The 21,699-nt window shown below is 41.9% G+C and carries 30 protein-coding genes; 4 read left to right on the top strand and 26 right to left on the bottom strand.

Features of this window, described 5'->3' with window-relative positions:
• The first annotated feature begins 14 nt into the window (after positions 1-14).
• The 4 genes from argB to ACTF5Q_RS03580 all read left to right on the top strand — a co-directional run bounded on the left by argB (position 15) and on the right by ACTF5Q_RS03580 (position 2,834).
• The gene (gene argB / locus ACTF5Q_RS03595; protein WP_438953305.1) at positions 15-860 is read left to right on the top strand and encodes an acetylglutamate kinase; all 846 of its coding nucleotides are present in this window, start codon (positions 15-17) and stop codon (positions 858-860) included.
• Between the two features lie 71 nt (positions 861-931).
• A complete protein-coding gene (locus ACTF5Q_RS03590) occupies positions 932-1,726 on the top strand; it encodes a sterol desaturase family protein (RefSeq protein ID WP_438953304.1) in 795 nt (264 codons plus the stop codon).
• Entirely contained in the window at positions 1,702-2,355 is a 654-nt protein-coding gene (locus tag ACTF5Q_RS03585) for a ferredoxin (protein WP_438953303.1), read from the top strand. Before ACTF5Q_RS03590 ends, ACTF5Q_RS03585 begins: the two co-directional genes overlap by 25 nt.
• Positions 2,352-2,834: a SixA phosphatase family protein gene (locus ACTF5Q_RS03580; RefSeq protein ID WP_438953302.1), complete on the top strand. Its 483-nt coding sequence runs from the start codon at positions 2,352-2,354 to the stop codon at positions 2,832-2,834. Before ACTF5Q_RS03585 ends, ACTF5Q_RS03580 begins: the two co-directional genes overlap by 4 nt.
• 40 nt (positions 2,835-2,874) lie before the next feature.
• On the opposite strand, the gene ACTF5Q_RS03575 is transcribed toward ACTF5Q_RS03580, so the two are convergent.
• The 26 genes from ACTF5Q_RS03575 to rpmC form a co-directional block, all read right to left on the bottom strand.
• Entirely contained in the window at positions 2,875-3,642 is a 768-nt protein-coding gene (locus ACTF5Q_RS03575) for an amino acid ABC transporter ATP-binding protein (RefSeq protein WP_153691258.1), read from the bottom strand.
• Between the two features lie 15 nt (positions 3,643-3,657).
• Complete coding sequence (locus tag ACTF5Q_RS03570) at positions 3,658-4,941, bottom strand: amino acid ABC transporter permease (protein WP_438953301.1); 1,284 nt, start codon at positions 4,939-4,941, stop codon at positions 3,658-3,660.
• A 2-nt stretch (positions 4,942-4,943) separates the two neighbouring features.
• The gene (locus tag ACTF5Q_RS03565) at positions 4,944-6,158 is read right to left on the bottom strand and encodes an amino acid ABC transporter permease (protein WP_438953300.1); all 1,215 of its coding nucleotides are present in this window, start codon (positions 6,156-6,158) and stop codon (positions 4,944-4,946) included.
• Between the two features lie 111 nt (positions 6,159-6,269).
• The gene (locus ACTF5Q_RS03560; RefSeq protein ID WP_438953299.1) at positions 6,270-7,286 is read right to left on the bottom strand and encodes an amino acid ABC transporter substrate-binding protein; all 1,017 of its coding nucleotides are present in this window, start codon (positions 7,284-7,286) and stop codon (positions 6,270-6,272) included.
• A 192-nt stretch (positions 7,287-7,478) separates the two neighbouring features.
• Complete coding sequence (locus tag ACTF5Q_RS03555; RefSeq protein WP_438953298.1) at positions 7,479-8,186, bottom strand: ATP12 family chaperone protein; 708 nt, start codon at positions 8,184-8,186, stop codon at positions 7,479-7,481.
• Between the two features lie 56 nt (positions 8,187-8,242).
• Entirely contained in the window at positions 8,243-9,274 is a 1,032-nt protein-coding gene (locus ACTF5Q_RS03550; protein WP_438953297.1) for an RluA family pseudouridine synthase, read from the bottom strand.
• Positions 9,275-9,364: 90 nt separating this feature from the next.
• A complete protein-coding gene (locus ACTF5Q_RS03545) occupies positions 9,365-10,690 on the bottom strand; it encodes a replication-associated recombination protein A (protein WP_438953296.1) in 1,326 nt (441 codons plus the stop codon).
• Positions 10,687-12,072: a trypsin-like peptidase domain-containing protein gene (locus ACTF5Q_RS03540; RefSeq protein WP_438953295.1), complete on the bottom strand. Its 1,386-nt coding sequence runs from the start codon at positions 12,070-12,072 to the stop codon at positions 10,687-10,689. Before ACTF5Q_RS03540 ends, ACTF5Q_RS03545 begins: the two co-directional genes overlap by 4 nt.
• Positions 12,073-12,174: 102 nt before the next feature.
• Positions 12,175-12,597, bottom strand: a complete 423-nt coding sequence (rplQ, locus tag ACTF5Q_RS03535) for a 50S ribosomal protein L17 (RefSeq protein ID WP_438953294.1) — start codon at positions 12,595-12,597, stop codon at positions 12,175-12,177.
• A gap of 103 nt (positions 12,598-12,700) precedes the next feature.
• The gene (locus ACTF5Q_RS03530; protein WP_438953293.1) at positions 12,701-13,717 is read right to left on the bottom strand and encodes a DNA-directed RNA polymerase subunit alpha; all 1,017 of its coding nucleotides are present in this window, start codon (positions 13,715-13,717) and stop codon (positions 12,701-12,703) included.
• 98 nt (positions 13,718-13,815) lie between these two features.
• Entirely contained in the window at positions 13,816-14,208 is a 393-nt protein-coding gene (gene rpsK / locus ACTF5Q_RS03525) for a 30S ribosomal protein S11 (protein ID WP_438953292.1), read from the bottom strand.
• A 12-nt stretch (positions 14,209-14,220) separates the two neighbouring features.
• Positions 14,221-14,589, bottom strand: coding sequence for a 30S ribosomal protein S13 (gene rpsM, locus ACTF5Q_RS03520; RefSeq protein WP_153903227.1), 369 nt, complete (start codon positions 14,587-14,589; stop codon positions 14,221-14,223).
• Positions 14,590-14,792: 203 nt separating this feature from the next.
• Positions 14,793-15,440, bottom strand: a complete 648-nt coding sequence (locus tag ACTF5Q_RS03515; RefSeq protein ID WP_438953291.1) for an adenylate kinase — start codon at positions 15,438-15,440, stop codon at positions 14,793-14,795.
• Positions 15,437-16,798 carry a preprotein translocase subunit SecY gene (gene secY / locus ACTF5Q_RS03510; RefSeq protein ID WP_438953290.1) on the bottom strand — a complete coding sequence of 454 codons (1,362 nt, stop codon included), beginning with the start codon at positions 16,796-16,798 and terminating at the stop codon, positions 15,437-15,439. Before secY ends, ACTF5Q_RS03515 begins: the two co-directional genes overlap by 4 nt.
• Before the next feature lie 91 nt (positions 16,799-16,889).
• Positions 16,890-17,360, bottom strand: a complete 471-nt coding sequence (gene rplO, locus ACTF5Q_RS03505; RefSeq protein WP_438953289.1) for a 50S ribosomal protein L15 — start codon at positions 17,358-17,360, stop codon at positions 16,890-16,892.
• 138 nt (positions 17,361-17,498) lie between these two features.
• Positions 17,499-17,687 carry a 50S ribosomal protein L30 gene (rpmD, locus tag ACTF5Q_RS03500; RefSeq protein WP_153691243.1) on the bottom strand — a complete coding sequence of 63 codons (189 nt, stop codon included), beginning with the start codon at positions 17,685-17,687 and terminating at the stop codon, positions 17,499-17,501.
• Positions 17,688-17,699: 12 nt separating this feature from the next.
• On the bottom strand, positions 17,700-18,260 hold the full coding sequence (gene rpsE, locus ACTF5Q_RS03495; RefSeq protein WP_438953288.1) for a 30S ribosomal protein S5: 561 nt from the start codon (positions 18,258-18,260) through the stop codon (positions 17,700-17,702).
• A 14-nt stretch (positions 18,261-18,274) separates the two neighbouring features.
• The gene (rplR, locus tag ACTF5Q_RS03490) at positions 18,275-18,634 is read right to left on the bottom strand and encodes a 50S ribosomal protein L18 (protein WP_155538021.1); all 360 of its coding nucleotides are present in this window, start codon (positions 18,632-18,634) and stop codon (positions 18,275-18,277) included.
• A 9-nt stretch (positions 18,635-18,643) separates the two neighbouring features.
• Entirely contained in the window at positions 18,644-19,177 is a 534-nt protein-coding gene (gene rplF / locus ACTF5Q_RS03485) for a 50S ribosomal protein L6 (protein ID WP_438953287.1), read from the bottom strand.
• A 12-nt stretch (positions 19,178-19,189) separates the two neighbouring features.
• A complete protein-coding gene (rpsH, locus tag ACTF5Q_RS03480; RefSeq protein WP_438953286.1) occupies positions 19,190-19,582 on the bottom strand; it encodes a 30S ribosomal protein S8 in 393 nt (130 codons plus the stop codon).
• A gap of 12 nt (positions 19,583-19,594) precedes the next feature.
• Positions 19,595-19,900, bottom strand: coding sequence for a 30S ribosomal protein S14 (gene rpsN, locus ACTF5Q_RS03475; RefSeq protein WP_153903219.1), 306 nt, complete (start codon positions 19,898-19,900; stop codon positions 19,595-19,597).
• 19 nt (positions 19,901-19,919) lie between these two features.
• Complete coding sequence (gene rplE, locus ACTF5Q_RS03470) at positions 19,920-20,483, bottom strand: 50S ribosomal protein L5 (RefSeq protein ID WP_438953285.1); 564 nt, start codon at positions 20,481-20,483, stop codon at positions 19,920-19,922.
• On the bottom strand, positions 20,476-20,787 hold the full coding sequence (rplX, locus tag ACTF5Q_RS03465; RefSeq protein WP_438953284.1) for a 50S ribosomal protein L24: 312 nt from the start codon (positions 20,785-20,787) through the stop codon (positions 20,476-20,478). Before rplX ends, rplE begins: the two co-directional genes overlap by 8 nt.
• Complete coding sequence (rplN, locus tag ACTF5Q_RS03460) at positions 20,787-21,155, bottom strand: 50S ribosomal protein L14 (RefSeq protein ID WP_153691235.1); 369 nt, start codon at positions 21,153-21,155, stop codon at positions 20,787-20,789. The genes rplX and rplN overlap by 1 nt, the downstream gene beginning before the upstream one ends.
• A gap of 78 nt (positions 21,156-21,233) precedes the next feature.
• On the bottom strand, positions 21,234-21,464 hold the full coding sequence (gene rpsQ, locus ACTF5Q_RS03455; RefSeq protein WP_438953283.1) for a 30S ribosomal protein S17: 231 nt from the start codon (positions 21,462-21,464) through the stop codon (positions 21,234-21,236).
• Positions 21,465-21,474: 10 nt separating this feature from the next.
• Positions 21,475-21,672 (bottom strand): 50S ribosomal protein L29, encoded by a 198-nt coding sequence (gene rpmC / locus ACTF5Q_RS03450; RefSeq protein ID WP_438953282.1) that lies wholly within the window; start codon positions 21,670-21,672, stop codon positions 21,475-21,477.
• Between the last annotated feature and the right edge of the window lie 27 nt (positions 21,673-21,699).

Raw genomic sequence — 21,699 nt, 5'->3', positions numbered from 1 at the left:
AGAAGAAGCAAAATATGAATAGAGATTGGATTGCCACGGCAGAAACCTTGTCACAAGCTCTTCCGTACTTGCAACGTTACTCGGGAGCTATCATAGTAATTAAGCTCGGCGGTCACGCCATGGTGAGTGATGAAGCCCTCGAAACTTTCGCAAGAGATGTCGTACTTATGCGCCAAGTAGGCATAAATCCTGTAATCGTCCATGGTGGCGGACCAATGATTAATTCTATGTTAGATAAATTAAACATTGAAACTGAGTTCATAGATGGAAAGCGCGTTACAGACTCTGAGACAATTAGTGTAGTTGAAATGGTTTTGTCTGGGAACGTAAACAAAAAAATTGTACAAGCTATTAATAATCAAGATGGGCGTGCTGTCGGTCTATCCGGTAAAGATGCAAAACTAATTACCTGCGTTCAAGATAAACCAGAATTGGGCCTCGTAGGGACACCTAAAGATGTAAATCCCGAAGTGATCTTTAATTTGTTTGAAAATGACATGATCCCCGTAATTGCGCCACTGGGTTCAGGCATTGACGGTGAAACTTTGAATGTAAATGGTGACACAGTATCAGGTGCTATCGCTGCAGCATTAAAGGCTGACAGATTACTTTTACTTACGGACGTGAGTGGCGTTCAAGATAAAGATGGCTCCATCATAACTGAGCTGAATTCTAACCAAATTAAGAACTGGATAAACGAAGGTATTATTTCGGGTGGTATGATTCCCAAAACAGAAACCGCTCTAATGGCACTAGAGGGCGGAGTGCGGGGTGTTGTAATTTTAGACGGACGAGTGCCAAATGCATGTTTACTAGAGTTATTCACCGAACATGGGGCCGGCTCACTAATAAGAGCTTAAGAATTGTGAATTATGTAAATTAAAACTCTAAACGGGTTGAAAATTCACTTCTACACAGTACATCTCTGCTTATGGAAAATGAAATCTTCATAAGACTTGGAATATTCTTTTTGGCTTTCGCAGCTTTAGCTTTGCTGGAACAAGTCATACCGCGCAGGTCAGAAGAAGCAAATAAAGGGTCTAGATGGAGAACAAACTGGTCTTTCATCATTATAGATAGCTTTTTCTTAAGGCTGTTCGCTTTCGCACTTCCATTGCTTGCAATAGGCGCGGCAATGGATGCAAAGGCAAATTCAATTGGAATTTTTAATTTATTTGATTGGCCGATTTTTGTTGAGTTTATCTTATCAATATTAATTTTGGATTTCGCTATTTGGTTGCAACACGTGGTAACGCACAAGATACCATTTTTATGGAGGGTCCACCAAGTCCACCACTCTGATCCTGAATTTGATGTTTCCACAGCTATTAGATTTCACCCTATTGAAATTGTCCTTTCTATGCTTTTTAAAGTTGGCCTTGTATACCTGCTCGGACCATCTGCATTAGCCGTTTTGGTATTTGAGATTTTACTTAATGCCAGTGCGATGTTTAATCACGCCAATATCAACATCCCACCAAAACTTGAAAAGTTTCTCAGATTATTCATCGTTACACCAGACATGCACCGAATACACCACTCCTCAGATAGAAGTGAACACGATACTAACTACGGGTTCGCACTCTCTATTTGGGATAAATTGTTTGGCACCTATAAAGTAGAGCCCAATCTTAGTCATCCAAAAATGGAAGTGGGTTTGAGATGGCAAAACGATAAACCCACAAAATTTTGGTGGAGCATATGGCTACCTTTCAGAAACAAGTAACCTATGCTTCTATTAATGAGAAACTAAAAAGAAGTGGCCTCATATTGAGAGGTGGATTTACTCAAGACGATCAAACAACATTGCTAATTGGACCTAATGAACCTTCCTTTTGGGACTATTTCAGAAACTCCCCGGAATATAAAGATACTCTTCCAGATCCAATGGACAGATGGTCAAAACGCGTAATCGGAGCAATAGCATCAGACCTTAATTCAAAAGCAGTGTATCCTTCTGATGGACCACCTTATGCACCTTTTTACACTTGGGCAGTTTTGAGTGAAAAGGCATTCGTATCACCATTGAAATTACTCGTCCATGAGGACGTCGGTTTAATGATATCATATAGGGGGGCTCTGGTATTAGACCAATCAATTAAGCTGCCAGTTAGTAGCGAGAAATCACCATGCGAAGCCTGTAGTAAGCCATGCATAAGTGCCTGCCCAGCAGATGCATTTAGTATAGCCGCGTATGATACTGATGCTTGTAAATCTTTTCTATGTTCTAATACTGGACAAGATACGTGCCTTCAACAAGGATGCAATATTAGACTAAGCTGCCCTTTATCGCCTAAGAATAGTAGACATGCAGATCAAACAAAATTTCACATGAAAGCATTTTTAAAACTATGAAACGCCTCATACTAATGCGTCATGCTGAAGCTGGATGGCATATAAATGTGGATGATCACGAGCGACCCCTGAGCGCTAGTGGCATTCGTGATGCAAAAAAAATTGGTTCATGGTTAAAAGAAAAAGCATATATACCTGATAAAGTCATCTCATCTACTTCTTTAAGAACCAGGGAAACTTTCAGCTACTTATTTTTAGACTGCCCACAAATCTTCGAAAGGTCATTATACTTAGCAGACGCTGACCAAATGAAATCAACTCTTCAAACGCTCTTATCAGAAACGGTTATTTTGTTGGCGCACAATCCAGGAATAACTGAATTAGCGCATGATTTAATGAACCATGAGGAAAAGCATGAAAATTTTATGGATTTCCCAGCTGCCTCTACTTTAGTGATAGACTTCAAAGCGGATTTATGGAGCGAAGTAAAATCAGACAGCGGAATATTCGTCGATTTTGTAATGCCGCTGCAATTATAGACGACTTCAATAACAAAACACTTAATACAAATTTTAGGTCTTAGTGTCCTAATATCTGGCTTAAAAATAATTTTGTACGATCTGACTGAGGATTATTGAAAAACTGTTCAGGCTCATTTTGCTCTACGATTTGTCCGTCATCCATAAAAATTACTCGGTTAGCAACTTGACGGGCAAATCCCATTTCATGGGTAACACAAATCATTGTCATTCCATCTTCAGCTAACTCAATCATAGTATCAAGCACCTCTTTTATCATCTCAGGATCAAGTGCGGAAGTAGGCTCATCAAAAAGCATTATTCTAGGTCGCATACAAAGTGATCGGGCAATTGCAACCCGCTGCTGCTGCCCACCAGATAACTGACCAGGATATTTGTCAGCCTGCTCAGGGATCTTCACTTTCTCTAAAAAATGCATCGCTGTTTCCTCAGCTTCTTTTTTCGGAATTTTTCTTACCCATATGGGTGCTAAAGTACAGTTCTCTAGAATACTTAAGTGAGGAAATAGATTAAAGTGTTGAAAGCACATTCCAACTTCAGATCTGATTCTATCGATATTTTTTATATCGGATGTAAGTTCTGTGCCATCGACGATGATCTGGCCACTCTGGTGTTCCTCAAGCGCGTTTATACAACGAATAAGGGTTGATTTTCCAGAGCCTGAAGGACCGCAAACAACAATTCGCTCACCTCTATTCACAGTTAGATCAATATCGCGTAGGACATGAAAAGAGCCAAACCACTTATTCATGCTCTGAATCTTAATTGCAATTTCATCAGAAACTTCAAGTTTTAACTTTTCAGCCATATAGCTTTCCTTTTCCTACCGTTTACCAGTTTCCAGTTGCCGTTCCAACCATTGAGAATATTTTGATACACTAAAACATACGACAAAGAAGATTGCAGCAGCCGCTCCGAATAGTTCCCAATACACACCGTTCCAGTCCGTCGACGACAAAATTGGTCCCCTAATCATTCCAACCAAGTCAAACATAGATATGATTGATACCAGAGTAGTATCCTTAAGCATTCCAACCGAAACATTTACAATTCCCGGTATCGAAATCTTTAATGCTTGAGGAAGTATTATGAACCGCATCGACTGGGTATAATCAAGACCAATACTATCTGCGGCCTCATATTGCCCTTTAGACAGTGCCGCCAGACCACCCCTTACAACCTCAGCAATATATGCCGCATTGAAAAAGGTCATCATGATTAATACCCGCAAAATAAGATCTATGGAGGTATCAGGCGGAAAGAAAAATGCTAGAATGACATTCGCAACAAATAAAAGAGTTATAAGCGGTACACCTCTTATGAACTCAATGAAGACAACACAAATCCATTTAATTATCGGCATACCTGACTGCCGCCCCAGAGCCAACGCAATTCCAAGTGGAATAGAGAGACAAACTGCGATTGTACCCAATAAGAGATTGAGCATAAAACCGCCCATATCTCGTGAAGGAACAACTTCCAATGCAAGAAAGGATACGTTTGAGTCAACAATATAACCTCCAATAATCCACCAAACATTAGCAGCGATGAAGCTTACAAAAACTGCTATTGCAAATGAGCCACTAGAGAACCTGCGATAACAGATAATGGCAAGCACACATCCCAACAATGTAGATACTGAAGTTAATATTGATCCTCCCCATATCAACCAAAATGCCAGAAATGGGTATATTGCGCTAAATATTAGAAGCTGGCGTGGAAGAGACCTAAACAAAATAGGAGCCAAAGCAACAAGAAGTAATACGGTTGCTAAATTTGGTCTCCAGTATTCTGACGACGGGTATTTGAAACCATAAATGAGCTGTGGGAACCTTTCCTTTAAGACAGCAAAACATGCCCCACTTTTCCCATCTAATAGGTCGTAGCATTCTCGAACAGTCTTAGCGTCCCAAACTCCATTCAAAAACCAGGGAGTGACTGCAACAATAATCGAGTATATCACCCATAGTGAAATGAACGTCATGATTGTGTTAAATGCAGATGAAAATAAATTTTCCCGAACCCACTTAACTAAACCCCTCTCAGCTGTAGGAGGAACACGTTCTGAAATCATTTCCTTGCGAACAAACGAATTATTTTCAGACATAACTAGCGCTCCTTCAACATAATGCTGCGATTATAAACGTTCATGATCGCAGATATGCTAAGACTTATGACTAAATAGAATAACATTAATAGAAGTACGGCCTCAATCGCGCGGCCGGTCTGGTTTAAAGTTATACCACCTAATGTACCTGTGATATCCATATAGCCAACAGCTAATGCCAACGAACTATTTTTAGTAATATTTAGGTAAAAAGAAATTAGCGGTGGTACGATAACACGAAGTGCTTGAGGCAAAATAACTAAGTTCATTATAAAATTAGGACGCATGCCGAGCGCACCCGCCGCTTCACTTTGACCTTTATCTACGGACTGGATACCTGCTCTAACAACCTCAGCTATAAATGCACCTGTGTAGATTGAGAGCGCAAACCAAAGTGAAATTAAAGATCCTCTTGCGTGTATTCCACCTTTAAAATTAAACCCCTTCAGTTCTGGGTATTCCAAACCAATAGGACTTCCTAGCGCAAAATAAATTATTAGTGTCGGAATAAAGAATATTCCAACGCTAGTCCAGCGGGTCTCTAATAACTTACCCTCTGAATAAAGTTTTTGTCGGGCATAGTACCGAAATACAAAAATCCCAATAACAGACAAAATAAAAGTAACGATAACGAGGAAGGAACCATCATTAAATACAGGTTTAGGGATATAAAAGCCCCTACCGGTGAAAGCAAAAGCATCCCATAGCATGGTTGCCTCTGGGTTCTCTCCGCGGAAAGCTTTTGGCTGAGGTAAAAAAGCTAGGAAAACAGAGTGAATAATTAATATCCAAATAAGAACTGGTACATTTCTGAAGATTTCAACGTAAATCATCATCAGTTTTGCAACAATCCAATTGTTGGATAACCTTAAAATACCAGCAGTAACACCGAAAAACGTTGCCGCAATACAGCCCAAAAATGCCACCAACAAAGTGTTAAGAACTCCAACAATTGATGCTCTTAAATGGGTTGACTGACTGTTGTACTCAATAAGTCGTTGGTTAATATCATAACCAGCAGGTTCACCTAGAAAACTATAAGAAATATTCAAACCAGCAGCAGCTAAGTTCTCTAGTAAATTCTTTCCTAGATATGCCATTGCACATATCAGGATAAATAAAGCGAAAAACTGGAAAGAATATGATCGATAACGCTTATCGTTCAGCAGCATAGAAAACTGAAACTTGTCACGTCTCGCTAACTCAGATGTATTCATATAAAACTAAACCTGGATATGCCAAAGTTAATTGCGGCACGCTAAACGTTTTAAAGCATTTACGCAACAAAAAGGGCGCAAGAATGCGCCCTTTAGTGATTTATTTAACTATTAACGGAAAGGTGGTGAGTAGATCAGACCACCGTCTGTCCATTTTGCATTAACACCGCGAGCCAGTCCAATGATTGTACCTGCACCAATGTTATTTTCGAAAATTTCGCCGTAGTTTCCTGAAACAGCGATAGCTCTCTTTGCCCACTCTGCATCAAGACCAAGCATTTCACCAAGATTGCCTTCGGAACCAAGTAAACGGTTCATTTCAGGATTGTTGGTGCCTTTTGACATTTCTTCAAGATTTCCTGAAGTAACCCCTAGCTCTTCTGCAGTAATAAGTGCATTTAAGGTCCAGCGTACTACGTCACCCCAGTTGTTATCACCGTGACGCACAAGAGGGCCAAGAGGCTCTTTTGATACGATTTCAGGCAGCACTACGTGATCTGTTGGAACTTCAAAGTTAGCACGTCTTGCAGCAAGTGCTGATCGGTCAGTTGTGAAAACATCACATGCCCCAGCGAGGTAGTTTGTCACAGCCTCAGAACCAGTTTCAACTGGTACTGCTTCGTAGCTCATATTGTTTGACCGGAAAAAGTCAGCCAAGTTTAGCTCAGTTGTAGTACCAGTTTGGATACAAACTGTAGCACCGTCTAACTCAGTAGCTGAGCTAACACCAAGATCAGCTTTCGCCATAAAGCCCTGACCATCGTAGTAGTTCACGCCTACAAATTCGAACTTAAGGTCAACATCACGGCTGAAAGTCCAAGTTGTATTTCGTGCCAACATGTCAATTTCACCTGAAGCCAACGCCGTAAAACGTGTCTTACCTGTTGTTGGGACAAATTCGATAGCATCAGAATCGTTAAGAACGGCGGCTGCAACAGCTCGACATACAGCTACGTCGAAACCCTGCCATACACCATTTGCATCAGGTTCTGCGAAACCTGGAACACCAGTTGAAACGCCGCAATTTAGCTTGCCTCGCGCTTTAACGTCGTCGAGTGTGCCTGCGAAAGCAGCACCAGCAGTAAGACCTGCAACAGTCACTGCGCCAAGAATAAATGAAGTCTTCATTTTTACCTCTTCCTAAATTTCCCTTGATCAGGGCATTAAAAAAATTGAACTGGCCCGTTAGCGTCAGACGCACGCACCCAGCCAACTAAGTGCCGGGAGTGTGTCCCAAATGGACCTAAAAGGTCAAGGTCACAAATGTTAATATATTAATAATTTTTAGTTTTTTTTATAATTTTGAGAAAAAAAATGGGTTCAGAGCGATATTTGAAAAAATTCACACCCGATTTTAAAGTCATTATATTTTTTTTCAGAAGCTGCCATCGCTTCTTCATCGCTGCCCCACTGTTCTATTTGCCATTCTTCGTCTACGCGAGATGCAGACCAAACTTGGTCTGCCATAAATGCATTATTAACAACGGCATAAGCACCTATTAAACTGCCCAAAATAGTAACAATCTCATGGAAACCAGCTAGCTGAAACGGTGTCATATTATAAATTGGAGCATTTAATTTATCCATTTCACCGTCATCTTGCTCTATGAACATAACGCCAGAAGAAACATTCACACTGACATTCATGGAATTTTTAACCCAATTTAAAAATGGATCCCAAGCAGTAGTTTGTTTTTTGATTAGTGCAGCTGGACTACTGGCTCGATAGTAAAATAGATCAGTTTCGCCGAATTCAGACAAAATATCTGCAACTTCCTTAAATTGTACCGAGACTTTGTCTAAAGCTGAATTGGATAATCTAGTAAAAGGCATTTTTGCAGGAATAACTTCATTATCTTGCTCTTTCCACTCATTTGCTACCCTATTTGCTAACGCGTTGGACGGTAATAAAAGAGGATTTTTCGCAGGTGTGATGATTGGCCGGTCATCCAGCGCAACCAAAAAGCCAGCTTCAGTTTGCTTCACTTCAACATTATCCCACGTGCGCTTAATCTTCCATTCACTCATTACATTTCCAATCTAAGGACAAAAGCATTTGTAAGTACTCATGACTACTCAAATAGTTATTCCAAGAAATCTGAAAATGGATCATCAGAGAAGTCTTTACTACTCCACTCAAATGTTTTCCATGTGTGTGCCATATGAGGAGGCAAATCAGCAACTAATTCCAGGGGTTTTTTTGTTATGGGGTGTTCCAGTTTTAAATAACGGGCATGAAGATGTAGATCGTCACTAAGATCACCCCCAAGTTTAGCGCCCCATCCATCACCTAAATTTTGCCGACTCATATTGCCATATTTTTTGTCACCAATAATCGGATGACCTAATTCAGCAATATGAGCCCTAAGTTGATGTGTTCGACCTGTGACTGGAACCATTGCCAACCACGAACCGCGTTTAGCAAGTTGTGTCAAAACCATATAGTCAGTTTCTGCCTGCTTGGCTCCATCTATCTTTTTTACATCACCCGGATGTACACATCGCATTTTTTCAAAATCTTTATTAGAAGACTTTACTAGACCATAGTTAATTGTTCCTAAAGTTGGGGTCGGCACACCCGCTACAGCAGCCCAGTAAATTTTACGTGTCTTCTTCTGTTGAAAGGCTTTCGACAAATGCTTAGCAACATTTCTAGTACGAGCCAACAGCAATACGCCTGAAGTTTCTTTATCCAAACGATGTACCAATCTTGGCTTCTCATCCATTCCAAATTTTAATGCCTCAGTTAGCCCATCTATATGTGTTACTTGCTTACTACCTCCCTGGGTGGCAATTCCTGGAGGTTTATTTAATGCTATAAGATAATCATCGCGGTAAATAACCGCATTCATTATTGTCTTAGCATCATCTGCACTCAGTGGTTTACTAAGTTTTGGAGACCTTGCTTCTAAGTTACCTAACGGCGGAATTCTTACTGCTTGCCCAACCTTTAAACGGCTTGAGGCTTTACAGCGACTGCCATTTATTCTCAGCTCGCCCTTTCGACACATTTTCTCAATTCGACCCTGAGTAAGCTGCGGAAAACTACGCCTCAACCATCGATCCAACCGCTGATCGTCATCGGATGCCGAAATTTCCAATATTTTAGCACTCATAAAAATTATCCTACAGAGTTTAATGACGCTCAGATTATTAGGGCAAGATCGCGCATAACTTTGTGTGTTTCAGAAGGAATAATGTCAATATCACATATTTTCATCACGTTTCGATCTGAGTTTTTCGAAATAGGCGAGCCTTTTTTTAAGTTCACGCTCAAATCCTCTCTCAACTGGACTATAGAAGACCTGTCCTGATAGCTCGTCAGGAAAAAAGTTTTGCCCCGAAAATGCATTTTCACTATCATGGTCATAAATATACCCATCCCCATAGCCATTGTTTTTCATAAGTTGCGTAGGTGCATTGAGAATGTGTCTTGGTGGCGGAATTGACCCAGTTTCTTTGGCTAAGTGTCGAGCGGCACTGAATGCCGTATAAACTGCGTTTGATTTTGGAGCGAGTGCGAGATAGCAAACCGCTCGCGCCAATGACAAATCACCTTCAGGGCTTCCAACCCTCTCATATGACTGCCAGGCCTCTATACATATTGATGATGCATGGAGGTCAGCAAGGCCAATATCCTCCGAGGCTATTCTCACCAAGCGTCTACAGATGTAAGATGGGTCTTCCCCACCTTCTAACATTCTCGCCAACCAATAAATAGCCGCGTCTGGATCAGACCCTCTAATAGATTTGTGCAAAGCAGAAATTAGATTATAATGCTCATCGCCTTTTTTATCATAATTCGCGGCTCTTTGCGAAAGTTTGGTTTTTAGATCATGCGCATCAACAGTGCCATTATCTTTCCAGGACCCAACTAGCTCCAAAAGATTTATCAACGCCCGTCCGTCGCCATTGGACATATGAATTATAAGAGAAATTGCATCATCTGAAAAAATAGGTGCATTACCCATAAAACCTATAGCACGATTAAAAATCTTTCGTAGGTCTTCCGCATTAAGTCTTTCGAGAAGGATCACATTAGACCTAGATAACAACGCTGAATTCAATTCGAAAGATGGGTTTTCAGTTGTTGCACCGATCAGGGTAATAGTTCCATTTTCCATATAAGGCAGAAAACTATCCTGCTGGGATTTATTAAATCGATGAATTTCATCTACGAATAAGATTGTTTTTGAGCCATTTGAATGCCTAACAGTTGCTGCAGTCAGTAATTTCTTTAAATCAGAAACGCCTGAAAAAATAGCACTTATCTCCTCATAGTGAGCACTAACTTCATTTGCGATTACTCGAGCAAGAGTGGTTTTCCCAACTCCAGGCGGCCCCCAGAAGATTATTGACGATAATTGGCCACTTTTTACCATTGACTTAAGTTGGCCATCAGACGCGAGGATCTTCTCTTGTCCGATTACTTCATCCAAAACCTTTGGTCGAAGTTTTTCTGCGAGGGGAATGTTTTTTTGGGAATTATTATCCACTGCGTCTTTCGTGTCTTTGTCAAACAAATCCATCATGTTCGGTATCGTATTATGAGTCTCTGCCCATCACGAGAAATAATAAATTGACCCGAGCGACTAATACTTCCTATTAATTCATCTATTTGTTCAGCAGCAGTTAAACGGGTTCCATTTATTTCTTCAATTATGTCACCTGATTGAAAGCCTAAACGGGAACCACTTAGTCCTGGCTCCACGATTACTATTCCACTTGTATTAAGCCCTAAACCCATTTCTTGTTGTACCGCAGGATTTATTATTCTCACGGTCAAATCTCTAAGAGGTGATGTTTTGGGCAACCGCTTCAATTTACTTGGTGGATCATTTGGTGCCGGCTTCAATTCGATCCAAAGATCACGCCTTTGCCCACCGGATACGATCGTTAGTTTAGACTGCGAACCGATCCCAGCTACAGTTAAATGATATAGCATTTCTGCCGGACCATTTACTGCATAATTATCTACTGAAACCACTACGTCACCTGTAGACAATCCTGCTAAACTAAGCGGGCTTTTCTCATGCAAGGCTGAAATCACCATTCCATCAAAACCGTCTAATTGGAGAGCATCTGCTAATTCGGGAGTAATTGCCTGACCAAAAACACCTAACCAAGGCTGTTCAAATTTTTTTACGCCGCTTTTTGCCTGACGTAAGAATTCACGCACAAAAGCGGCAGGTATAGCAAAGCCAATACCATTTGAACCACCAGATCTTGTTAAAATAGAGGTATTTATTCCAACTAGCGATCCATTTATATCCACCAATGCTCCACCTGAGTTGCCAGGGTTTATTGCTGCATCGGTTTGTAAGTAATATCCACGACCAGAGCCATCAGCCGTGCCAGACCGAGCCAACCCCGAGATAATACCACTTGTAACGGTTTGGCCAACACCAAATGGATTACCTATAGCCAAAACCAACTCACCTACTGCTACTGCTTCATCCTCTCTAAGCGGAAGAAAAGGCATATTTTCAGCATTTTCTAAAATTAAGATTGCTAAATCATTTTTTTCATCAGCTAAAGCTACTGAGGCTGTAAACTGGCGTCGATCATTTAGAACCACTCTAATATCAGAAGCATTTCCGACCACATGATAATTGGATACCACATAGCCATCCTCGGTTAAAATGACTCCAGAGCCTAGCGAGTTTTGCACCCTTTTCTGAGGGTTCATTCTATTTTGAAAGAATCTCCTAAAAAAGGGATCATTCTGAAAAGGGGACCTATTTTGATTGACGAGTCTTTTAGCATAGATATTTACGACTGCCGGTGCTGCTCGTTTGACGACAGGAGCAAAACTAAGAGTTATTTCATTGGAATTTAATGGAATCCGCGTTTCCGCAAACAATACTAAGGGAAACGATAAACTAACAAAAACCCAAACTAGAATGGCATACATCTTATAAATCTCTAAAGTTTTCGCGAATATTATATTTAAAAATGAGACAAAAAAAACCCCAGCCAGTAAGCTGGGGTCCAATCAAAATAAATAAAACTTTTTTTATGCTTCTTCAGCGCTCTCTTCTTCTGCAACCCTCGCTTTGTCAGCGGCTCCCTTTGCCGCAAGATCGCGGTCAACAAATTCAATTATCGCCATTGGGGCCATATCACCGTAACGAAACCCAGCCCGCAATACTCTAGTATAACCACCTTTGCGCTCAATATAGCGTGGTCCAAGAATATCAAATAGCTTTGTTACATATTGATCTTCCTTTAGCTGCGAAGCTGCTAAGCGTCTTGCGTGCAAATCGCCTCGTTTGGCTAAAGTTATTAATTTCTCCACAATTGGACGCAATTCTTTTGCTTTCGGAAGTGTAGTTTTTATCTGCTCATGCTCTATCAACGAGCCAGCCATATTAGCAAATAAAGCTTTTCGGTGCTCATGAGTCCGGTTTAAGCGGCGATAGCCTTTAGAATGACGCATTTATATCTCCTATAATTTTTTCTTTGTCCGGCGGCCGGTGCGTGCCAGCCACTCTCCTTGGGGCTTTTGCCCTAATTTCCCCAGAAATCTGGGCATTTAGTAATTAGAAGTTATCCTCAAATTTCTTAGCAAGCTCTTCAATGTTGTCTGGGGGCCAATCTTCCACATCCATTCCAAGATGCAGTCCCATTCCGGACAATACTTCTTTAATTTCGTTAAGCGACTTTCGACCAAAGTTAGGTGTTCTGAGCATTTCAGCCTCAGTCTTTTGAATAAGATCGCCTATGTAAACTATATTGTCATTCTTCAGACAGTTTGCAGATCTAACAGAGAGCTCTAGCTCATCAACTTTCTTGAGAAGTAGAGGATTGAATTCCAACCCATCATCGTCATCACCACTATCTGCAGACTCAGGTTCCTCAAAATTTACAAAGATAGAAAGTTGATCTTGCAAAATACGCGCTGCAAAGGCAAGCGCATCATCTGCCGAAATAGAACCGTCCGTTTCAACTTTCATCGTAAGTTTATCGTAATCTAAAACTTGGCCTTCCCTAGTAGGCTGGACATCGTAAGAAACTTTTTTAACGGGAGAGTAGATTGCATCAATCGGCATAAGACCAATAGGGGCATCCTCCGGTTTGTTTTTTTCAGCGGGAACGTAGCCTTTGCCTGTATTTACCGTTAATTCCATGTAAAGATCGGCTCCGTCATCCAAGTGACAGATCACATGTTCTTTATTTAGCACTTCGATTCCCGCACTATCGGATATATCGGCTGCTGTTACTACAGCTGGCCCCTTAACGTTAACAGATAAGCGCTTAGGCCCTTCAACTTCCATTCTTAAATCTACGCCCTTCAAGTTCAGGACTATGTCTGTAACATCCTCTCTCACACCCGTTATAGATGAGAATTCATGAAGAACGTTATCTATTTGAACGCTTGTTATGGCTGCACCCTGAAGACTACTCATCAATACACGACGAAGAGCATTTCCAAGGGTTAAACCAAAACCTCTTTCAAGAGGTTCGGCAATCATAGTAGCTTGTCTAAGCTGATCGTTTCCAGATTTTACTTCTAATTGTGCTGGTTTTATGAGCTCTGCCCAATTTTTGTGGATCATGAGTCCCTCCATTCTTGCGTTGATTCCATGACCGTAAAATCAAACGCGCCCGAGGTTAAAATGCTGAAACTGAATTTATAAAATAAATTCAAATTAAATTAAACGCGGCGCCTTTTTGGCGGCCGACAACCGTTGTGCGCAATTGGCGTAACATCCCTGATTGAAGTGATATTGAAACCAACCGCTGCTAATGCCCTAAGCGCACTTTCTCTTCCAGATCCAGGCCCCTGCACCTCAACCTCTAGAGTTTTAACACCGTGCTCTTGAGCTTTTTGGCCTGCGTCCTCTGCTGCCATTTGAGCTGCATAAGGTGTCGATTTACGAGAACCTTTAAAACCCATAGTACCAGCTGAAGACCAAGCTATAGCGTTTCCCTGAACATCAGAGATTAATATTTTTGTGTTATTAAAAGAAGAATTTACGTGAGCAACCCCAGCTGCAATATTTTTGATGACCTTCTTCTTAGTTCCACGACGTGTTTCGCGTGCCATTGATCGCCCTCCCTACTTCTTCTTGCCAGCAATAGCTTTTGCAGGACCCTTACGAGTTCTTGCATTAGTATGAGTGCGCTGACCACGAACAGGCAGGTTTCGGCGATGTCGAAGACCACGGTAGCAGCCCAAATCCATAAGTCTCTTAATGTTCATTTGCACTTCGCGACGCAAATCACCCTCAACGGTGAAGTTTGCATCTATATGCTCGCGCATTGCGAGTATTTCCGCATCTGAAAGTTCGTTAATACGTCTTGATTTATCAATCTTCACAGCGTCACATATTTCGTTCGCTATTGATGATCCAATTCCGTGAATATAAGTAAGAGCTATCGGTACCCGCTTACTTGTCGGGATGTTTACACCGGCGATCCGTGCCATTTCTTTCCTTTCGTTGCGGTTCCGTAAAACCAGAACCTTTTTTCACAACGCGAAAACTCTAATATTTGTTGCTTCCGCTACCACCTTATAAAGTGGATTTGTTATGTATCACAGCCGATTCCATATAGGACTATGGGTGCCTATGAGCATTTTAGATCTACGTCAAGGCTTAAGTATAAAAATATTGAATTTAACCCAATATGTTATTCTTTGTTGAGAACTTTTTTAAGGCTATCACGGACCTCATTCATGGATAGCAGACCATCGATAGAAACGAGGTTTCCTTTCGCAAAGTAATACCCCAAGAGCGGAGAAGTCTTCTTATAATACTCCATTAATCGCTGTTTTAAGCTTTCCTCATTATCGTCAGCTCGTCGCTTTACATCATTACTACCGCAAGTGCCGCACTTTCCGTCCATAGGCCAAGGTTTCGTTTCATCATGATAGACCTGGCCACAACCACCGCACGTTGATCTTCCAGTTATTCTTTTTATCAATGCTTTATCATCAACTTGAATCTCAATAACGCTATCCAACTCGATATTACAGTCATTGAGCAAAGCACCTAAAGCATCTGCCTGAGCCAGTGTCCGCGGGAAACCGTCAAATATGAAACCAGCACCTTTTTCCCCATCCAGCTTTTCTTTAATTAGACCTATTACAATGTCATCAGTGACCAAGTCGCCTCGCGACATTACTTCAGCAACGAGCTTACCCATTTCGGTTCCACTATCCTTTGCCTCACGAAGCATATCACCCGTTGACAACTGAACCATGCCCAGAGACCCAACTAAAAATTGAGCTTGTGTCCCCTTACCTGCACCAGGAGGTCCTAGCAGTATGATATTCATTTACGGGCTGCCCCCCGGCGCCTTTTACTGCGTGATTTACCCCTTAATTGAGATTTCTGAATCAGGCTTTCATATTGATGAGCCAACAAATGGCTTTGAACTTGTTGAATGGTATCCATGGTCACTGATACTACAATTAAGACTGATGTTCCTCCAAAGTAAAAAGGTATCGCAAACTGGCCTCTGAGGATCTCCGGAAGCAAACAAACTCCGCCAAGATATGCAGCTCCAAGCACCAGAACCCTATTTAAAACATATTCCAAATGCTCTGAAGTTTTTTTACCTGGCCTAATTCCAGGAATAAACCCATTTTGATTTTTTAAATTCTCAGCAACATCATCAGGTTTGAAGGAAACGTTGAATGTGTAGAAATAAGCAAAAAATACAATCATTAAGGTAAAAAATGCCAAGTACAAAGGCTGACCAGGTCCAAAATATGCAAGTATGGTAGACATTATTGGTCCGGTCTGAGATCCGGAAAACGTACTAACTGTAGTTGGAAGTAGCAGCAAAGAACTGGCAAAAATTGCCGGTATCACACCAGCCGGATTTACCTTGATCGGTAAATGAGAATTCTGGCCCTCCATTACTTTCATACCAACTTGCCGTCTTGGATATTGAATCAAAACCTTTCGCAAGGCTCTCTCCATAAAAACCACAAAAGCGATGGTTGCAATTACCATTACAATCACGCCAATTATAACCGCAGGACTTAATGCTCCAGATCGGCCAGATGCAAAAAATTGAGCCAGCGCTGCTGGAACTTCAGCGATAATTCCAACGAAGATTATCAATGATATACCGTTACCTACTCCTCGAGCTGTGATCTGTTCGCCAAGCCACATCAAAAACATAGTGCCACCCACCAAAGTAATCAAACATGACAGCCTAAAAAAGAGACCGGGGTCAGTAACCAGGTCGCCACTTTCGAGGCTCACAGCAAGACCATATGCCTGCAAGGTTGCTAATGCGACAGTACCATAACGCGTATATTGATTTATTTTCTTTCTGCCCTGCTCTCCCTCTTTTTTCAACTGTTCCAAAGAGGGGACCATAGAGGTTAATAATTGAACTATAATTGACGCAGAGATATACGGCATAATTCCCAAAGCAAAGATACCCATCCGACCAAGGGCACCTCCAGTAAACATAGTCAGCATGCCACCGATGCCTGACTGCGCTTGCTCCATGAAGTCTCTTAAAGCAACACCATCTATCCCTGGGACTGGGATAAATGTGCCCAACCGATACACAATCAATAAACCAAGTGTAAATAATATACGACTACGAAGCTCAGTGGCCTTACCCAAAGCCGACCAACTTGTATTTGCTGCCATTTGCTCTACTGCAGATACCATTTATCTCTCACTGTTAAAAAACATAATCCTAATTAATTCTAGCAGCACTGTAAAAAGTGACCGATTTTCTAACCGGCAAGCTCAACTTCGATTAGTTTGAAGTTTCCGACGTCAATGTCAAGCTACCCCCTGCCTTCTTTACAGCCTCGATCGCTGATTTAGACGCCCCGGTAACTGCTATATTAATCTTGGATTTTATGTCGCCCTTGGAAAGAACTCGCACACCATCCAACTTTCGCCTTACCAATCCGGACTCTACAAGAACATCCTCAGTAATATCAGTTTTTGCGTTGAGCTTACCAGCCTCGATAAACTTTTCTATTATTCCAAGGTTAACAATGGCATATTTTTTTCTATTTGGCTTGTTGAAACCACGCTTAGGTAGTCTTTGATAAAGGGGCATTTGCCCGCCTTCATAGCCATTTATGGAAACGCCAGAACGTGATTTCTGTCCTTTGATTCCTCTACCAGCAGTTTTTCCTTTGCCAGAACCTACACCTCTAGCGACGCGTTTCTTTTTCTTAACTGCGCCTTCATTATCTCTTAATTCATTGAGTTTCATGTCGCTTCTCCTTTTGCCGGAATTACCTCCCGGTTGCGACGAAAGAGGTAAACACAGCCTTAATTTAGTATTGAGTAAATTATCTTTCTACCGGTAACCCAGAATATCGATTTAGCCGATCTACACCTCTGGGAAACCTTAACTTCTTTCCTCTACAATCTCCACTAAGTGCGGAATCTTATTAACCATGCCTCGCACCGACGGTGTATCCTCAAGCTCGCGAGTTTTATGCATTTTGTTTAGACCCAAACCTATTAATGTTTGACGTTGTTTAGCTGGGCGTCGGATTGGAGATCCGATTTGTTTTACAACTATTGTTTTAGCCATCACACTCTTCCTCTATGCTTCAACAGCTTCTTGAGAAGAAGCTTCATCACGACGAAGAATGTCTGCTACTTTCTTACCACGCCGCTGAGCCACCATTCTTGGCGAAGCCTCTTTCTTTAATCCGTCTAGAGTAGCTCGTATCATATTATAAGGATTCTGCGACCCAATTGATTTAGCAACAACATCCTGAATACCCAACATTTCAAATACAGCACGCATCGGACCACCAGCGATAATTCCTGTACCTGTTGGAGCAGTTCTCATAACCACTTTACCAGCACCATGCCTACCTTCCATATCATGGTGCAATGTTCTACCCTCTCGCAGAGGAACACGGATCATATTTCTTTTGGCCTGCTCAGTTGCTTTTCTTATGGCTTCCGGCACTTCCTTCGCCTTGCCCTTTCCGAAGCCAACTCGACCTTTTTGGTCACCTACAACTACCAAGGCTGCAAAACCAAAACGCTTACCACCCTTAACCGTTTTAGATACACGATTTATAGCCACAAGACGATCTGCAAACTCAGGAGCAGCTTCATCACGACGACCTTTATTATTGGGTTCCTTTGCCATATTTAAGAGTCTCCTTAAAATTTCAGGCCGCCCTCACGGGCAGCATCTGCTAGAGCTTTAATTCCACCATGGAACAAAAAACCACCACGGTCGAAGTAACATTCCACAACACCTGCTTTCTTGGCACGGTCTGCTAATAATTTTCCTACTTTTGAAGATGCATCTACGTTGTTTTTACCAACCACACCTAAGCTCTTCTCCAGAGATGACGCAGCGGCTAAAGTAACACCATTTACATCATCAATTAATTGAGCACTGATATTTTTATTACTCCTATGCACGGAAAGACGCACACGCCCTGCGTTAACCTTTCGTAACTTATTCCTTACGCGCAAGCGTCGTTTGAGAAAAAGTTGCCTTTTGGAATTTGCCATTTGTTTGCCCTACTTCTTCTTACCTTCTTTGCGGAAGATATATTCACCTTTGTAACGAATACCTTTGCCTTTATATGGCTCCGGTTTTCTCCATTCTCTTATATTAGCTGCTACTTGGCCCACGCGTTGAGCATCTATACCCTCAACCACGATCTCTGTTTGCTTCGGCGCCGTCACCGTCACATCTGGCGGAGCTGCATAGTCCACATCGTGGGACAAGCCAAGATTGAGCTTTAGTACATTGCCTTGCATTTGAGCACGGTAACCAACTCCCTGAATTTCAAGCTCTTTCTTGAAACCTTCGCTAACTCCAGTAACACAATTTGCTACCATCGTACGGCTCATACCCCATTGTTGCCTTGCCCGCTTCGACTTACCGCGGGGGCTCACTACAACTTTTCCTTCTTCAACCGCTAGTGTTACATCATCCGAAGCGGTAAAACTTCTCACACCTTTAGGGCCTTTTACCTCTATAGTCTGCCCTGAAACCGCAGCACTTACCCCTGAAGGAAGCTCTACTGGCTTTTTTCCTATGCGCGACATCTCAAAATCTCCTTAAAATACCGTACAAAGAACTTCGCCACCAACATTATTGGCACGAGCGTTCGCGTCTGACATTATTCCTTTAGGCGTAGATACAATCGACACACCCAAACCTTGCCTAACTTGGGGAATATTCTTGACACCAAGATAAACTCTCCTACCAGGCTTCGAGACGCGTTTAATGTCCCTTATCACAGGCAAACCATCATAATACTTCAAACTTATTTCCAACATAGGATGCCCCAAAGTGTCAGTCGTCTTCTCATAACCACGGATGTAACCTTCATCTAACAGAACATCCAATACCCAAGCCCTTACTTTTGAGGCTGGTGTAAGAACAGTAGACTTTCCTCTCATTTGAGAGTTTCTCATTCTAGTAAGCATATCACCAATAGGATCATTCATATCTATTCTCTCCTACCAACTTGACTTTACCATTCCAGGCATTTGCCCAGACGAACCTAATTCCCGCAGAGCGATACGAGAAACCTTCAATTTTCTGTAGTAAGCATGTGGTCTTCCGGTCAACTGACAACGGTTGTGCATACGATTAGCTGCTGAATTTCTCGGTAACTTAGCCAGTTTCAAACGCGCTTTGAACCGCTCCTCCATTGGAAGGCTTTCATCTTTAGCGATTTCTTTTAACTCGGCACGCTTCGCTGCATATCTATTAACCAACCGCGCTCTTTTCTTTTCGCGTTCAATCATTGCTTTTTTTGCCATTTAGAAAATCCTCTCGCGCTCAATTGCTAAATGGCATATTAAAATGCCCTAGCAAAGATTTGGCCTCTGCATCTGTCTCAGCAGTAGTGGTTATAACCACATCGAGGCCCCAGTCCTCATCAATTTTATCGAAATCAATTTCCGGAAATACAATATGCTCTTTTATCCCAAAAGCATAGTTTCCCCTGCCATCAAAAGACTTGCTTGAAACGCCACGAAAATCTCTTATTCTAGGCATTGCGACAGTAGTCAATCGATCCATGAATTCGTACATCCTTGAACCGCGCAGGGTCACTTTTGCACCCATCGGCATATCCTCACGAACTCGAAAACCAGCAATAGATTTTTTAGCTCGGGTGATTATAGCCTGCTGCCCCGCGATCAAAGTTAAATCGTTTTGCGCCGATTTAGCCTTTTTACTATCTTTAACAGCAGCGCGCCCGCATCCGATGTTTAATACAATTTTTTCCAGTTTCGGTATCATCATGTCGTTCTTATAACCAAATTCTTCCTTCATAGCGGCCCGAATTTTGGTCTTATATTCGTCCTGCAATCGCGGTGTATAATTTGCTTTATCAAGCATCGATAACATCCCCCGTTGTCTTAGCCACGCGTACTTTGTTGCCACCCTCATTTTTGAAACCCACGCGGGTGGCTTTGCCGTTTTTATCCATTAAAGATAAGTTTGAAATATCAATAGGCATTGCTTTGGGCAAACGCCCACCTTGAGTGGTCTGTGTTTGTCGTTCGTGGCGAATTGCCATGTTAACGCCATCAACAATCGCTTTGCCAGTTTTAGGCACAACCAAGGTTACTGTCCCTTTTTTGCCTTTATCTTTTCCGGCAAGAACAATGACCTCATCACCTTTTCTAAGTTTAGCAGCCATTATAACACCTCCGGTGCAAGTGATATTATTTTCATAAAATTTTTGGCACGTAATTCTCTGACCACGGGACCAAAAATCCGGGTACCGATTGGTTCACCACTATTGTTCAAAATTACTGCAGCGTTGCTATCAAATCGGATAGCTGTGCCGTCTTCTCGACGCACTTCTTTGGATGTTCTCACGACAACTGCTTTTCGAACATCACCCTTCTTTACTCGACCTCGTGGGATAGCTTCCTTAACGGATACCACAATCACGTCACCAACCGAGGCGTATTTTCGCTTAGAGCCACCTAGAACTTTGATGCACTGAACACGGCGAGCGCCTGAGTTATCAGCGACATCCAGATTAGTTTGCATCTGGATCATAAATTTTCTCCCGACCTATGAGGGGCTAATGCTTTTGCCTTTTCCCCAGGGTTTCGTTAAATCGTGAAAGCTCAAAAACTAAGTTTCAAGCACTTCCCAACGTTTTGTTTTAGATTTCGGAGCACACTCCATTATGCGCACCGCATCACCCACTTTGAACGTATTATTTTCATCATGGGCTCTATACTTCTTGGACTTCCGGATCGTTTTTTGCATAACCGGATGCTTAAAACGACGCTCAACAGATACGGTAACGGTTTGAGCATTAGAATCAGAAGTCACAATACCTTGTAGTACCCTTTTTGGCATCTCTAACTCCCTATTCCTCAGAATCTGCTTGCTGATTTAAAACGGTTAAAACACGCGCCGTATCGCGTTTGACTGTTCTCATACGAGCAGTATTTTCAAGTTGACCGGTTGCCTGCTGAAAACGCAGATTAAAAGACTCTTTTTTCAAAGAAGCTAACTGCTCACGCAACTGATCTGGTGTTTTTTCACGTAACTCTTGGGCTTTCATAGCCTATCCTTTTCATACACCAGTGAG

Origin of the sequence: Candidatus Salinivivens marinus (assembly GCF_965655845.1) — a bacterium.
Taxonomy (GTDB): Bacteria; Pseudomonadota; Alphaproteobacteria; order Rhodobacterales; family Rhodobacteraceae; genus Salinivivens; species Salinivivens marinus.
Note: the sequence above shows the minus strand (reverse complement) of the source record. Positions and strands in the feature narration are given on the sequence as shown.